General features: G+C 70.6%; 15 protein-coding genes. All 15 read right to left on the bottom strand.

Features of this window, described 5'->3' with window-relative positions; genetic code table 11:
* Nucleotides 1-35 precede the first annotated feature (35 nt).
* Genes lgt through metK form a run of 15 tightly spaced genes read right to left on the bottom strand, consistent with a single transcriptional unit; the run spans nucleotide 36 to nucleotide 13,274 of the window.
* Nucleotides 36-1,007 carry a prolipoprotein diacylglyceryl transferase gene (lgt, locus tag ASD65_RS02975; protein WP_056218253.1) on the bottom strand — a complete coding sequence of 324 codons (972 nt, stop codon included), beginning with the start codon at nucleotides 1,005-1,007 and terminating at the stop codon, nucleotides 36-38.
* Between the two features lie 53 nt (nucleotides 1,008-1,060).
* Nucleotides 1,061-1,858 carry a tryptophan synthase subunit alpha gene (trpA, locus tag ASD65_RS02970; protein ID WP_056218250.1) on the bottom strand — a complete coding sequence of 266 codons (798 nt, stop codon included), beginning with the start codon at nucleotides 1,856-1,858 and terminating at the stop codon, nucleotides 1,061-1,063.
* Nucleotides 1,855-3,066 carry a tryptophan synthase subunit beta gene (gene trpB / locus ASD65_RS02965; protein WP_056218247.1) on the bottom strand — a complete coding sequence of 404 codons (1,212 nt, stop codon included), beginning with the start codon at nucleotides 3,064-3,066 and terminating at the stop codon, nucleotides 1,855-1,857. The genes trpA and trpB overlap by 4 nt, the downstream gene beginning before the upstream one ends.
* Nucleotides 3,063-3,839, bottom strand: coding sequence for an indole-3-glycerol phosphate synthase TrpC (gene trpC / locus ASD65_RS02960; protein WP_056218243.1), 777 nt, complete (start codon nucleotides 3,837-3,839; stop codon nucleotides 3,063-3,065). Before trpC ends, trpB begins: the two co-directional genes overlap by 4 nt.
* Before the next feature lies 1 nt (nucleotide 3,840).
* Nucleotides 3,841-4,071 (bottom strand): DUF6704 family protein, encoded by a 231-nt coding sequence (locus tag ASD65_RS02955; protein WP_056218240.1) that lies wholly within the window; start codon nucleotides 4,069-4,071, stop codon nucleotides 3,841-3,843.
* A gap of 57 nt (nucleotides 4,072-4,128) precedes the next feature.
* On the bottom strand, nucleotides 4,129-4,728 hold the full coding sequence (locus ASD65_RS02950) for a Trp biosynthesis-associated membrane protein (RefSeq protein ID WP_056218236.1): 600 nt from the start codon (nucleotides 4,726-4,728) through the stop codon (nucleotides 4,129-4,131).
* Nucleotides 4,725-5,084, bottom strand: a complete 360-nt coding sequence (gene hisI / locus ASD65_RS02945; RefSeq protein ID WP_056218232.1) for a phosphoribosyl-AMP cyclohydrolase — start codon at nucleotides 5,082-5,084, stop codon at nucleotides 4,725-4,727. The genes ASD65_RS02950 and hisI overlap by 4 nt, the downstream gene beginning before the upstream one ends.
* Nucleotides 5,081-5,845: an imidazole glycerol phosphate synthase subunit HisF gene (hisF, locus tag ASD65_RS02940; RefSeq protein WP_056218227.1), complete on the bottom strand. Its 765-nt coding sequence runs from the start codon at nucleotides 5,843-5,845 to the stop codon at nucleotides 5,081-5,083. Before hisF ends, hisI begins: the two co-directional genes overlap by 4 nt.
* Nucleotides 5,845-6,687, bottom strand: coding sequence for an ATP phosphoribosyltransferase (hisG, locus tag ASD65_RS02935; protein ID WP_056218222.1), 843 nt, complete (start codon nucleotides 6,685-6,687; stop codon nucleotides 5,845-5,847). The genes hisF and hisG overlap by 1 nt, the downstream gene beginning before the upstream one ends.
* Before the next feature lie 46 nt (nucleotides 6,688-6,733).
* Nucleotides 6,734-6,997 carry a phosphoribosyl-ATP diphosphatase gene (locus ASD65_RS02930; RefSeq protein ID WP_056218217.1) on the bottom strand — a complete coding sequence of 88 codons (264 nt, stop codon included), beginning with the start codon at nucleotides 6,995-6,997 and terminating at the stop codon, nucleotides 6,734-6,736.
* Nucleotides 6,998-7,052: 55 nt separating this feature from the next.
* Nucleotides 7,053-7,745 carry a ribulose-phosphate 3-epimerase gene (gene rpe / locus ASD65_RS02925; RefSeq protein WP_268778121.1) on the bottom strand — a complete coding sequence of 231 codons (693 nt, stop codon included), beginning with the start codon at nucleotides 7,743-7,745 and terminating at the stop codon, nucleotides 7,053-7,055.
* Nucleotides 7,746-7,788: 43 nt separating this feature from the next.
* Entirely contained in the window at nucleotides 7,789-9,159 is a 1,371-nt protein-coding gene (locus tag ASD65_RS02920; protein WP_056218213.1) for an RsmB/NOP family class I SAM-dependent RNA methyltransferase, read from the bottom strand.
* The gene (fmt, locus tag ASD65_RS02915; RefSeq protein WP_056218210.1) at nucleotides 9,156-10,076 is read right to left on the bottom strand and encodes a methionyl-tRNA formyltransferase; all 921 of its coding nucleotides are present in this window, start codon (nucleotides 10,074-10,076) and stop codon (nucleotides 9,156-9,158) included. Before fmt ends, ASD65_RS02920 begins: the two co-directional genes overlap by 4 nt.
* A gap of 11 nt (nucleotides 10,077-10,087) precedes the next feature.
* Complete coding sequence (locus tag ASD65_RS02910; RefSeq protein WP_056218207.1) at nucleotides 10,088-12,079, bottom strand: hypothetical protein; 1,992 nt, start codon at nucleotides 12,077-12,079, stop codon at nucleotides 10,088-10,090.
* 1 nt (nucleotide 12,080) lies between these two features.
* Complete coding sequence (gene metK / locus ASD65_RS02905) at nucleotides 12,081-13,274, bottom strand: methionine adenosyltransferase (protein ID WP_056218204.1); 1,194 nt, start codon at nucleotides 13,272-13,274, stop codon at nucleotides 12,081-12,083.
* Between the last annotated feature and the right edge of the window lie 8 nt (nucleotides 13,275-13,282).

The raw sequence follows: 13,282 nt of genomic DNA, 5'->3' as shown, positions 1-13,282 counted from the left end.
ACGACGTCGGCCCTGTGCTAGCTGAAGTGCTCTCGCTACTTCGTGACGACGGTGCTTGTGGCGGTGCCCTCGATGGCTTCGGAGGTGGGCGGCTCGCTCACATCGACGAAGTCAGTGGTGTCTTGCGATTGTACAGTGTCGCCGCCCTTCCACTCGCGTCCCGTCATATACGGCGAAGGCTCGAATCCCGGGTGGCGGCGCTTCTGCACGAAGAAGATCACGAGGCCGACGATCACGCCGACGATCGCAGCCCACACGTTGGTGCGCAGACCGAAGTAGATCTCGCTCGGATCGATGCGGATCGACTCCCAGACGATGCGGCCGGAGCAGTACCAGATGAGGTAGATCGCGAACTGGCGGCCCCACTGCAGGCGGAACTTGTTGCCCACCCAGATGATGACGACGGCGCCGAGCAGGTTCCAGATCACCTCGTAGAGGAAGGTGGGGTGGAACAGCGTGCCGGCCTCGAGTCCGGGAGGGAAGGCGGAGTTGTCGCTGTCGATCTCCAGGCCCCAGGGCAGGTCGGTGGGCAGACCGAACAGCTCACTGTTGAACCAGTTGCCGAAGCGCCCGAGCGCCTGCGCGATGATCAGACCTGGCGCCAATGCGTCGGCGAATGTCCAGAATCGGATGCCGGTCCACTTGCAGCCGAGCCATGCACCCACGGCACCGCCGATGAGCGCACCGAAGATCGCGATGCCGCCCTCCCAGATGAAGAACACCGCCCAGGGGTTGGCTCCTTCGCCGAAGTAGAACCCAGGGTGCGTCAGCACGTGGAAGATGCGCGCGCCGATGATGCCGAAGGGCACGGCGATCAGCGAGATGTCGATGACCACCCACGGCTCGGCGCCGCGCTTGGTCAGGCGGTGATTCGTCAGCAGGACCGCGACGATGATGCCCGCGATGATGCACAGGGCGTAGAAGTGGATGCGCAGGGGACCGATGTCGATGTAGCTGACCGACGGGCTCGGGATACTGGCCACGACGCTGAGGGCGGCGTTCATCATGAAGGGATCATCCTTGCTGAGGGGGATGCCGGCGTGTGACCGACGAAGAGAGTCTAGTTCTGTGCGCCGAGAGACGTTCCCGCGGCAAGCGCGCGGGTCGTGGCGGCGAGTTCTTCGAGGCCGCCGTCACGCAGCGCGCGCACCAGTGCGGTGCCGACGATCGCGCCGTCGGCGTACTCGAGCACGCCGGCGATCTGTTCGGCGTTGGAGATGCCGATGCCGACGCACGCGTGCTCGACGCCGCGGGCGCGCAGCCGTCCGACAAGAGTGCGGGCGGCGGCATCCAACTCGGCCCTTTCCCCCGTGATGCCCATGGTCGACACGGTGTACACGAAGCCGGTCGAGTTCTGGATCACGAGATCCAGGCGCTCGTCGGTCGAGGTCGGCGCGGCGAGGAACACGCGGTCCAGGCCGGTGCGGATGCTTGCGTCGATCCAGTCCTGCGCGGCCTCGGGCGTGATGTCGGGCGTGATGAGCCCGGCGCCGCCGGCGGCGAGGAGGTCGTCGGCATACCGGTCGACGCCGTACTGCATGACCGGGTTCCAGTACGTCATGACCAGGACGGGCACGTCCACGCGGCGGGTGATCTCACGGACGGCGGTGAACAGGTCGCGCTGCCGGAACCCGGCCGCCAGGGCGGCCTGCGTGGCCTCCTGGATGATCACGCCGTCCATCACCGGGTCGGAGTACGGCGGGCCGAGCTCGATGATGTCGGCGCCGTTCTCCGCAAGGGTGACGGCGGCGTCGATGCTCGTCTGCAGGTCGGGGAACCCGACCGGCAAGTAGCCCACCAGGACGCCGCGCCCTTCGGCGCGTGCGGCGGCGATCGCCGCGGAGACCCGAGAGCTCATCGCTGGTCCTGCCCGTCGTAGAGGTGGAAGTACTGCGCAGCCGTGTCCATGTCCTTGTCGCCGCGGCCGGAGAGGCACACCGCGATCAGGGCGTCCGCACCCATCTCGCGGCCCATGCGGATCGCGCCGGCCAACGCGTGCGCGGACTCGATCGCGGGGATGATGCCCTCGGTCTCGGACAGCAGGCGCAGCGCCTGCATGGCCTCGTCGTCGGTCGCGGGGATGTACTCCGCGCGCCCGATCGAGGCGAGCCAGGAGTGCTCGGGGCCGACGCCCGGGTAGTCCAGGCCGGCGGAGATCGAGTGCGACTCGATCGTCTGCCCGTCCTCGTCCTGGAGCACGTAGGTCTTCGCACCGTGCAGGACACCGGGACGGCCGCGCTCGATGGATGCCGCGTGCCGGTCGGTGTCGACGCCGTCGCCGGCCGCCTCCACGCCGTAGAGCTTGACGCCCGCGTCATCCAGGAACGCGTCGAACATGCCGATCGCGTTGGAGCCGCCGCCCACGCACGCCACGACGGCGTCGGGCAGGCGTCCGGCCTCGGTCAGGAGCTGACCGCGGGCCTCCTCGCCGATGATCTTCTGGAAGTCGCGCACCATCGCCGGGAACGGGTGCGGGCCGGCCGCGGTGCCGAAGATGTAGTTGGTCGTCTCGACGCTGGCGACCCAGTCGCGGTACGCGTCGTTGATCGCGTCCTTGAGCGTGCGGGAGCCGGTCTTGACCGGGATGACCTCGGCGCCGAGGAGCCGCATCCGGGCGACGTTGAGCGCTTGGCGCTGCGTGTCGACCTCGCCCATGTAGATCGTGCACTCGAAGCCGAACAGGGCCGCCGCGGTCGCGGTGGCGACGCCGTGCTGCCCCGCACCGGTTTCGGCGATCACGCGCGTCTTGCCGAGCCGCTTGGTCAGCAGCGCCTGGCCGAGCACGTTGTTGATCTTGTGCGAACCCGTGTGGTTCAGATCCTCGCGCTTGAGGAAGATACGGGCACCGCCGGCGTGCTCGGCGAAGCGCTTCACCTCGGTGATGGCGGACGGACGGCCGGCGTAGCTGTGCAGGAGGCGTGCGAGCTCGGCCTGGAATGACGGGTCGACGATCGCGGTCTCGTAGACGGCGGTGAGCTCGTCGATGGCGGCGATGAGCGATTCGGGCATGTACCGTCCGCCGAATTCGCCGAAGAACGGCCCCTTGGCGTCGCGGAGGTTGGTCATGATGCTTCTCCCAGGAATGAGCGCAGGGTGGCGACCGGGTCGCCGGTCACCAGCGCCTCGCCGATGAGGACGACGTCGGCACCGGCTTCGCGATAGTGCGTCACGTCGGCGGGCGTGAGCACGGCCGATTCGGCGACCTTGATGGCGCCGGCGGGGATCAGATCCGCCACACGGCCGAACAGGTCGCGATCGAGCTCGAACGTCGACAGGTTGCGGGCGTTGACACCGATGAGCGTCGCGCCGATGTCGGCGGCACGCGCCACTTCTTCGGCCGAGTGGGTCTCGACGAGCGGCGTCATGCCCAGCTCGCGCACCAGCGCGTGCAGCTCGGCGAGCAGCGGCTGCTCGAGCGCCGCCACGATGAGCAGCACGAGGTCGGCTCCGGCCGCGCGGGCTTCGAGCACCTGGTACGGCGTGGCGATGAAGTCCTTGCGCAGCACGGGCAGACTCACGCCGGCGCGGACGGCTTCGAGGTCGGCCAGGCTTCCCTTGAACTTCCGGCCCTCGGTGAGCACCGAGATCGCCGAGGCGCCCCCCTGCTCGTACAGGCGGGCCTGCAGAGCGGGATCGGGAATGGTGGCGAGGTCGCCGCGCGAGGGGCTGGCCCGCTTGACCTCGGCGATGATCTTGACGCGGTCCGAGGGTGCCAGAGCGGCCCACGCATCACGCGCGGGCGCCTGGGCGAGTGCGAGCTTCTCGACGACCTCGAGGGGTCGTTCGGAGGCGCGTGTCTCTGCGTCCTCTACCGCGCCGGCCGTGAGGTCGGCGAGCATGTCAGTGCTCTTTCGCGATGTACTTGTCGCCGCCGACGCCGTAACCGGCCTTGGCCATGCCCCAACCGACCAGCAGACCGACGATCACGAGACCGGCAGAGGCCCAGACGAGCCAGGGCAGGTCGAGGAAGAAGGCCGTCGTGCCGATCGTGAACGCGACGAGCATGATGATCACGGCCGTCCAGGCAGCCGGCGAGTGACCGTGGCCGGGGTCGCCGATGGGGTTGCTCATGGGTCTCCTTGGGTGTGCAGGCGCGGCGAACCGCGCGCGGGGTCAGTCTAGCGGGGGTCAGCTCGTGGGGTCGTCGCCGCGCGACAGGTCGTCCCACGAATCGATCGCGTCGCGGGGGCGGGATGCCGCTGCCGACGTGGTGTCCGCGTCGGTCTGGTAGCGGCGACCGCTGCTGCGCCACGACCGCGCGGTGAAGAGGGTGAAGATGCCCGCGGCCAGCAGAACGAGCCAGCCGACGAGGGTGACATACGGCCAGGCCGTCGCGGTGATGGTCGCGATGAGGCCGCCGACCGCCTCCACACCGGCGATGCCGGTCGCCGCCGTCACGGTGGACGCCACGGCGGAGACAGGATGGGCGAAGGCGACCTGCGCGGTGAGCACGCCGAGCGTGGCCGCGATGGTGACCGTCATCGCGCCGAAGACCCAGCGCAGTACAGGTCCGACGATGGACAGTGCGGCGCCGAGCGCGAGCACGGCGAGGCTCAGCGCGGTCAATACCGGCACCGCTGCCGCACCCGGGATCGGGAGCGCCTGGTCCGGCGCCTCGGCGAGCGTGACGTTCAACCAGGTCTGCGTGGACGAGATCACGCCCAGCGCACCCGTGGCGACCGTCGCGACGACGGCGACCAGGCGCGCCCGGGCAGTGAGGGAACTCATGGCTGCGGCCCTTCCACAGGAGCGAGGTCGTCGGCGTCGAAGCATGTGCGGGTGCCGGTGTGGCAGGCCGGCCCGACCTGATCCACCTGCACCAGGATGGCGTCGCCGTCGCAGTCCAGCCGCGCACCGCGCACCAGCTGGATGTTGCCGGACGTGTCGCCCTTGCGCCAGTACTCCTGCCGCGACCGCGACCAGAAGGTGACGCGACCGCTGGTCAGCGTGCGGCGCAGGGCCTCGGCATCCATCCATCCGAGCATGAGGACCTCCTGCGTGTCCCACTGCTGGATGATGGCCGCGACGAGTCCGTGCTCGTTGAATGCGACCCGGGCGATCCGTTCGTCCACCGTCTCGGTCATCTGCGCACCTCGATGCCATCCGCGGCCATGGCCGCCTTCACGTCGCCGATCGACAGCTGACGGGAGTGGAACACGCTCGCCGCCAGGACGGCATCCGCACCGGCGTGGATGGCAGGAGCGAAGTCCTCCACCCGTCCCGCGCCGCCGGAGGCGATCACCGGCACGCTGGAGACCTCGCGCATCAGCGACACCAGCTCGAGGTCGAAGCCCTCCTTGGTGCCGTCGGCGTCGATCGAGTTGACCAGAAGCTCTCCGGCGCCGCGCTCGATGGCCTCGCGCGCCCACGCGAGGGCGTCCAGGGCGGTTTCGGTGCGCCCGCCGTGGGTGGTGACGACGAAACCCGAGGATGTCGCGGCAGAGCGCTTCACATCGAGCGAGAGCACGAGCACCTGTGCCCCGAAGCGGTCGGCGATGTCGTCGATGAGTGCGGGGCGCGCGATCGCCGCGGAGTTCACACCGACCTTGTCGGCGCCGACTCCGAGCAGCCGGGCAACGTCCTCGGCGGAACGCACTCCCCCGCCCACTGTCAGCGGGATGAAGACTTCCTCGGCAGTGCGGCGCACGACGTCATAGGTCGTGGCGCGCTCGTCCACGGTGGCAGTCACATCCAGGAAGGTCAGCTCGTCGGCGCCCTGGGCGAAGTACTCGCGCGCCAGCTCGACGGGATCGCCCATGTCGCGCAGATTCGCGAAGTTCACACCCTTCACGACGCGGCCGTCGGCGACGTCGAGGCACGGGATGACGCGGCGTGCGAGGCTCATCAGAGTCTCGCTGCGTGGATCTCGGTCACGAGGATCGCGCGGGCGCCGATCGCGTACAGCGCGTCCATGACCAGGTTGACGTTCTGGCGCGGGCTCATCACCCGGACCGCGACCCAGGCGGGATCGCGCAGCGGGGAGATGGTCGGCGACTCGATGCCCGGGGCCACGGCGATCGCATCGTCGATGAGCTCGGCCGGCAGGTCGTAGTCGATGAGCACGTACTGGCGGGCCACGAGCACGCCGCGCAGGCGGCGCAGCAGCGTGTCCAGCCCGTCCGGCTCCTGCACACCCGTGATCAGGACGGCATCGGACTCCAGCAGCACGGGGCCGAAGATCTCGAGTCCGGCCTGTCGCAGCGTCGTACCGGTCGAGACGACGTCGGCCACGGCATCCGCCACGCCCAGCTCGACGGCCGATTCGACCGCACCGTCCAGCGGCACCAGGTCCACGGCGATGCCGTGCTCGTCCAGGTACGCGTCCACCAGTCCGGGGTACGCGGTGGCCACGCGGTGGCCGTGCAGGTCCTTCAGCTCGGTGAACTTCCCCGGAGGGCCCGCGAAGCGGAACGTGGAGCCGCCGAACCCGAGGGCCTCGATCTCGCGGGCGCCCGGCATCCGCGCGTCCAGCAGCAGGTCGCGTCCGGTGATGCCCACGTCGAGAGCGCCGGAGCCGACGTACGTCGCGATGTCCTTGGGGCGGAGGTAGAAGAACTCGACGTCGTTGACCGGGTCGATGACGTGCAGGTCTTTGGGGTCGCGACGCCCCGTGTAGCCCGCCTCGGCGAGCATGGCGTGGGACGTCTCAGCCAGGGAGCCCTTGTTGGGCACGGCGATTCTCAGCATGGAGGAGTGTTCTTTCGGGTGAAGGGCTTCGGGTGGCACGAACCGATCACAGATGTCGGTAGACGTCTTCGAGCGTCAGGCCCTTGGCGAGCATCATCACCTGCAGGTGGTACAACAGCTGCGAGATCTCCTCGGCCGCGGCATCCGTCGACTCGTACTCGGCGGCCATCCAGACTTCGGCGGCTTCCTCGACGATCTTCTTGCCGATCGTGTGGACCCCTGCGTCGAGTTCGGCGATGGTGCCCGAACCCTCGGGCCGCTCGACCGCCTTGGCGGTGAGCTCGGCGAACAATCCGTCGAACGTCTTCACAATGCCAGGGTACCGAACTGACGGGCGCCCCAAGTGCCGAGTGACGCTCGCGCGATCAGTGCGCGTGCTGCTGAGCGGTCGAACGCAGGGCCGCAATGGCCGCGTCCGGGTCGTGGGCGCCGAACACGGCGGACCCGGCGACGAAGGTGTCGGCACCGGCTTCGGCGGCCTGCGCGATGGTGGACTCGCTGATTCCGCCGTCCACCTGCAGCCACACGGCCGAGCCGCGCCGCCGCGCTTCGGCGGACAGCAGTGCGAGCTTCGGCATGGTCTCGGGCATGAACGACTGCCCGCCGAAGCCCGGTTCCACGGTCATCACGAGGATCTGGTCGAACTCGTCGAGCACGTCGAACAGCGACTCGACCGGGGTGCCCGGCTTCACCGCGACGCCGGCGCGGGCTCCGATGGCGCGCAGGGCGCGGGCCAGGGCGACCGGTTCGGTGGCCGCCTCGAGATGGAAGGTGACCGATGCCGCGCCCAGCTCGGCGTAGCCCGGTGCCCAACGTGCGGGGTCATCGATCATGAGGTGGACATCGAGCGGCACCGGGCTGGTCGCCTGCACCCGTTCGACCATCTGCAGGCCGAACGTCAGGTTGGGCACGAAATGGTTGTCCATCACATCGACGTGCGCGAAGTCGGCCGTGCCGATCCGCGCGAGGTCCGCCTGCATGTTGACGAAGTCGGCGGCGAGGATGCTCGGGTTGATGCGGATGTCGGATGCGGGGCGGAACGCGTCGCTGAGGGTCACGAGTCCCATTATGGACGAGCCCGCTCCCCCGGCCGGAGCACCGTCAGACGCGGCGCAGGAGCGTGATCGACATGGCGTCGGTCCCGTGACGGTGCGGCCACAGCTGGGCGCGTCCGGACTCCTCCTTGGGGTCCGGCAGGTCGATCGAGTCGCCGGCGATCTCGCGCAGGACGGCGCGGGCATCGAGCTCTTCGAGGGCGTCGCCGTACTCACGACGGATGTCGGCGACCACGCCCGCGGTCTCCGCGAGGTGCGGCGAGCAGGTCACGTAGGCCACGATGCCGCCGCGCTTGAGCGCCGGGATCGTCGCCGCCAGCAGTCCGCGCTGCAGCTCCGTGAGTTCGGGTACGTCCGCCGGCGACTTGCGCCAGCGCGCCTCCGGGCGGCGGCGCAGCGCACCGAGGCCTGTGCAGGGCGCGTCCACGAGGATGCGGTCGTACGTGTCCGGCGATTCGGCCGCGCGCACCCGCCCGTCCTCCTCGGACACCGGGATCGTCCCGGGGATGCCCGCGATCGCGCGGCGGACGAGCCCGGCGCGGGTGGGCGAGATCTCGTTCGCCTCCAGCTGTGCTCCGTGCAGGAGCGCCTCCGCGCCCAGGATCGCGGTCTTGCCGCCCGGGCCCGCACACAGATCGAGCCAGCGCTCACCGGCGATGACCGGCGTGGCGCGGGTGAGTACGAGTGCGGCGAGCTGCGACCCTTCGTCCTGGACACGCAGTCGGCCTTCGGACGAGGTGATCATCGACTCCGGGTCTCCCCCGGGGAAGCGGAAGCCCACGGGCGAGTACGGCGTGCGACGTGCGTCTTCGGGCACCTCGGCGAGGCCGGGCAGGGCCGCCATGGTGACCCGCGGTGAAGCGTTGTCGGCCTCGAGCAGGGCTTCGAGCTCCGAGGCGCGCCCTTCGGCGGCCAGCGCACGGCGGAAGGCCCGCACGATCCACACCGGGTGCGAGGTGACCAGGCCGAGCCGCTCGTCGTCGGAGCGCGCGGACTCCTCGATGCGCGTCATCCACTCCCCCGGCGTGTCGCGCGAGACGCGCCGCAGCACCGCGTTCGTGAAGCCGGCGGCGCCACGGCTGCCCGCCTGCCGAGCGAGCTCGACGGACTCGTTCACGGCCGCATGGGAGGCGACGCGCGTGGACAGGAGCTGATGCACGCCGAGGCGGAGCGCGTCCAGGACGGGCGGATCGATCTCATCCACGGGCCGGTCCGCGGCTGCGGCGATGATGGCGTCGTAGGTGCCCTGACGGCGCAGCGTGCCGTAGGTCAGCTCGGTGGCGAGACCCGCGTCGGCCGTGTTGAGCCCGGCGCGTTCGATCGCGCGCGGGAGCAGCAGGTTCGCGTACGCATCCGACTCGTGCACCGCACGGAGGGTGTCGTACGCGACACGACGGGAGGATTGAACGACACTCATGAAGCCACCGGATTCTCGATGCGCAGACCCCGCCACCAGTCACCGGCCGCCATCGGCCCCTTGCCTGCGGGTTGAACTCGTAGCAGCGCGACAGGCGCCGTGGATGTGCCGACCAGGACGCGACGGTCGACGAAGGCGAGATGGCCCGGTGCGAGGACGGGAGCGTCCTGCGGGGCGGCTGCGGCCTCGAGGATCTTGACCCGCGCACCGTCGACGCTCGTGTGGGCGCCGGGTTCGGGCGTGACGCCGCGCACCCGCGCGAGCACGGTGCGGGCATCCTCCTCCCAGCGGATGCGACCGTCCTCGGCCGTGAGCTTCGCGGCGAAGGTCGGCTCGCCCTGCTGGGGCACCGCGACAGCAGTGCCGGCCGCGATGGCGTCGACGACGCTCAGGAGCAGGTCGGCGCCGGAGAAGGAGAGGTCGCTCAGCACGTCCGCCGCGGTGGCGCCGTCCGGGACGGGGTAGGTGGATTCGGCGAACAGGTCGCCCGCATCCAACTCGGGAACGAGCTGGAAGACGCTGGCGCCGGTGACCTCGTCCCCGGCGATCAGGGCACGCTGCACCGGAGCGGCACCGCGCCAAGCCGGCAGCAGCGAGAAGTGCAGGTTGATCCAGCCGTGGGCCGGCGCCGACAGCAGCGGTTCCCGCACCAGTCCGCCGTAGGCGACGATGACGCCGAGGTCGGGCTCCAGCGCCCGCACCGCGGCGGTGGCGTCCGCATCCAATCGGTCGGTCTTGATGACGGGGATGCCGAGCTCGTCGGCCAGGCGCGCCACCGGCGACGGCGTCAGCTCGCGCCGGCGGCCGAACGGCGCATCGCGGCGCGTCACGACACCGACGATGTCGTGAACGGATGCCGCGAGGGTCCGGAGTGAGGGGACGGCGGCATCGGGGGTGCCGGCGAAGACGAGACGCATCGGAGAGTTCCTCACAGATCGAGGTCGGGCAGGTCGACCCGGACTTTGAGTGTATTGCGGGGGCCCGGCGGGCGCCCCTTCGGGGCCTTGCGGGAGCGCCCGGCCTCGGCGACGACGGAGGCCCGCAGCGAGCCGGCGACGGCGCGGCCGAGCGCATAGTCGAACCGCACGAATGCGCGGGCGAGCGGCGCGGCCCCGACGACCGGCACGGCGACCGGACCGAGGATGGCGTCGTCGACGAGTTCGGGGACCGCGGTGCGCAGCTCCGCCAGGGCGGCGTCGACGGCACGGGGGACGCCCTCCACGGAGGCGACGCGCACCGTCGGCGGCATCCGCAGCGGCGCGCGGTCGGCGAGCTCACTGCGGGCGTAGGCGGACTGCGTCCAGGTCGCGAGGGCGCGCGCCACGGACCCCGTGACGCCGACGAGATGCACGGGCGAGCCGGGCGCGGCCAACGCCGCCGCGTTCGACCACCAGCGCAGGCATGATTCGCCGATGCGCAGGTCGTCGGCCATCAGCATCCGGTCGCCGTCGAGCAGGATCACGGTGCGGTAGCCGCCGATCGCGTGCGGTTCGGCACCGCGGGTCGCCACCACGAGCGCTGGACGACCGTCGACCTGGGAGACGGGGTGCTCGCCGTCCGCGACGATGATGCGGACGCCCGGGAACGCGCGGCCCAGTTCGTCGGCGGTGCGCTCGCTGCCGGCGGAGGCCATGCGCACGCGGACGGACTCGCAGTGCGGGCACTTCCACCCGTGCGCGGCGCGTCCGCACCAGCCGCAGTCCGGCACGGCACCGGGTCGACGAGCACGCAACGGGCCGGCGCAGTGCACACAGCGGGCCGGCCGTCGGCAGTCGGCGCACACCAGTACCGGTGCGTAGCCGGGGCGGGCCACCTGAACGAGCACCGGCCCTGTCTTGAGGGCCTCGCGCGCCGAGGCGAACGCCGCCGACGGGACGCGGGCAGACCGCGCCTCCCCCTCGTGCGTCGCGCTCAACACGACCCGCGGCGACTCACGACGGGTGGACGGCACCTCGCGAACCCAGCCCACCGCGACCAGCCGCTCGACGTCGGTGGTGCGCGTGTGGCCGGCGAAGACCACCCCGCATCCATCGAGCTCCTGGCGCACGAGCGCGGCGTCGCGGGCATGGACGCCGGGACTCAGCGGCTCCCCCAGCAGCGGATCGCCGTCGTCCCACATCGCGATGACACCGAGGTCATGCACGGGGGCGTATACGGCTGAACGGTTACCCACCACGATGCACGGGTCGGACGAGAGCGTGCGCAGGAACGACGCGTACCGGTCCGGACCGCTCTGCCGCGCATCCACGCGCACGACAGCGTCCGCGAGCCCGCGCGCCTCGAGCATGGCCTCGAGCTGGGCCTGGTCGCGATAGTCGGGGACGACGAGGATGGCGCTGCGCCCGCGGACGAGCGCCTGGGCGCCGACCGCGGCGAGCATCTCCGCCCACGCGCCGACCTCGACCGCCTCGGCGATCCGCACGGTGCGCGGCGGGGCATCCAGCGCCAGCCGTTCGCGCGCGTCGATGGCGTCCGCGAGACCGGGGTATGCGTCCAGCGTCGAGCCGATCCACGGCACCGCGCTGTCCGGGACGGCCGCCGGCTCCGCCGCCCCACGCGCCAGCCAGGCCTTCTCCGCACGCACCATCCGCTTCGGGATCGCCAGACGCAGGATGTCGCCGGCCGAGCCCGCGGCCCGATCGGCGGCCCGCCGGGCCAGGGCGTACAGCCCGGGAGTCAGGACCGGGACGGGCGAGACGACGGCCTCGAGCTCGGACAACGGACGCTCGGTCTCCACGGCATCCGCCACCTCGACGAGGTACGCGTCGACCATCCGTCCGGCGGACCGCAGCGGCACGCGCACACGGACGCCGGGCAGCGCCTCGTCCGCGAGCGACGGCGGGATCGCGTAGTCGAACAGACGATCCAGCTGCGGGAGCGGCGAGTCGATGAGGACGCGCGCGATGCGCCCCGCGGGCATGTCAGAGTCCGGCAGCGGCGCGGAGCTCTTCGACGCGGTCCAGACGCTCCCACGTGAAGTCCGGCAACTCACGGCCGAAGTGACCGTAGGACGCCGTCTGCGCGTAGATCGGGCGGAGCAGGTCGAGGTTGTCGATGATCGCCTTGGGGCGCAGATCGAAGACGGAGCGGATGGCGCGCTGGATGACGTCGTCATCCACGTGTCCCGTTCCGAACGACTCGACGTACACGCCGACCGGCTTGGCCTTGCCGATCGCGTACGCGACCTGCACCTCGAGGCGGTCGGCGAGTCCGGCTGCGACCGCGTTCTTGGCGACCCAGCGCATCGCGTACGCGGCGGAGCGGTCGACCTTCGACGGGTCCTTGCCGCTGAACGCACCACCACCGTGACGTGCGGCTCCGCCGTACGTGTCGATGATGATCTTGCGGCCGGTCAGACCGGCATCGCCCTTCGGCCCACCCGTGACGAACGGGCCGGCCGGGTTGATGTAGTACTTCACGTCGGGGAAGTCCAGGCCGGTCGTGGCGAGCACCGGATCGATGATCTCGGCCCGCACGAGGGCGCGCAGCTCGGTCTGGGAGATGTCGGGGTGGTGCTGCGTGGACAGCACGACGGATTCGACCGTCTTGGGCACGTTGCCGTCGTAGCCGAGCGTCACCTGGGTCTTGCCGTCGGGCCGAAGGAACGCGAGCTGACCCGACTTGCGCACCTCGGCGAGGCGCTCGGCCATGCGGTGCGCGGTCCAGCTCGCCATCGGCATGAGCTGCGGGGTCTCGGTGGTGGCGTACCCGAACATGATGCCCTGGTCGCCGGCGCCCTGAAGGTCGCGGGGGTCGATCGAGCCGTCCTCGCGGCGCTCGAACGCCTTGTTGACGCCGGCGGCGATGTCGGAGGACTGCGCGCCGATCGACACGCTCACTCCGCACGAGTCGCCGTCGAAGCCGGTCTCACTGGACGTGTAGCCGATGCGGTTCACGACGTCGCGGACGATCGCGGGGATCTCGACGTAGGCGCTCGTGGAGACCTCGCCCGCCACGTGCACGAGGCCGGTCGTCACGAGAGTCTCGACGGCGACGCGACCGACGGGGTCGTCGGTGAGGATCGCATCGAGGATGCTGTCCGAGATCTGGTCGCAGATCTTGTCGGGGTGTCCCTCGGTGACGGACTCGGACGTGAACAGACGCAGCTCGGTCATCGGTGCTC

Source organism: Microbacterium sp. Root61 (assembly GCF_001427525.1).
In the GTDB taxonomy this organism is placed as follows: domain Bacteria; phylum Actinomycetota; class Actinomycetes; order Actinomycetales; family Microbacteriaceae; genus Microbacterium.
Note: the sequence above shows the minus strand (reverse complement) of the source record. Positions and strands in the feature narration are given on the sequence as shown.

What these genes read in the sequence shown, in the direction of transcription:
- lgt (WP_056218253.1), bottom strand. Translation starts at nt 1,007, where the DNA reads ATGATGAACGCCGCCCTCAGCGTCGTGGCCAGTATCCCGAGCCCGTCG.
- trpA (WP_056218250.1), bottom strand. Translation starts at nt 1,858, where the DNA reads ATGAGCTCTCGGGTCTCCGCGGCGATCGCCGCCGCACGCGCCGAAGGG.
- trpB (WP_056218247.1), bottom strand. Translation starts at nt 3,066, where the DNA reads ATGACCAACCTCCGCGACGCCAAGGGGCCGTTCTTCGGCGAATTCGGC.
- trpC (WP_056218243.1), bottom strand. Translation starts at nt 3,839, where the DNA reads ATGCTCGCCGACCTCACGGCCGGCGCGGTAGAGGACGCAGAGACACGC.
- ASD65_RS02955 (WP_056218240.1), bottom strand. Translation starts at nt 4,071, where the DNA reads ATGAGCAACCCCATCGGCGACCCCGGCCACGGTCACTCGCCGGCTGCC.
- ASD65_RS02950 (WP_056218236.1), bottom strand. Translation starts at nt 4,728, where the DNA reads ATGAGTTCCCTCACTGCCCGGGCGCGCCTGGTCGCCGTCGTCGCGACG.
- hisI (WP_056218232.1), bottom strand. Translation starts at nt 5,084, where the DNA reads ATGACCGAGACGGTGGACGAACGGATCGCCCGGGTCGCATTCAACGAG.
- hisF (WP_056218227.1), bottom strand. Translation starts at nt 5,845, where the DNA reads ATGAGCCTCGCACGCCGCGTCATCCCGTGCCTCGACGTCGCCGACGGC.
- hisG (WP_056218222.1), bottom strand. Translation starts at nt 6,687, where the DNA reads ATGCTGAGAATCGCCGTGCCCAACAAGGGCTCCCTGGCTGAGACGTCC.
- ASD65_RS02920 (WP_056218213.1), bottom strand. Translation starts at nt 9,159, where the DNA reads ATGAGTGTCGTTCAATCCTCCCGTCGTGTCGCGTACGACACCCTCCGT.
- fmt (WP_056218210.1), bottom strand. Translation starts at nt 10,076, where the DNA reads ATGCGTCTCGTCTTCGCCGGCACCCCCGATGCCGCCGTCCCCTCACTC.
- ASD65_RS02910 (WP_056218207.1), bottom strand. Translation starts at nt 12,079, where the DNA reads ATGCCCGCGGGGCGCATCGCGCGCGTCCTCATCGACTCGCCGCTCCCG.
- metK (WP_056218204.1), bottom strand. Translation starts at nt 13,274, where the DNA reads ATGACCGAGCTGCGTCTGTTCACGTCCGAGTCCGTCACCGAGGGACAC.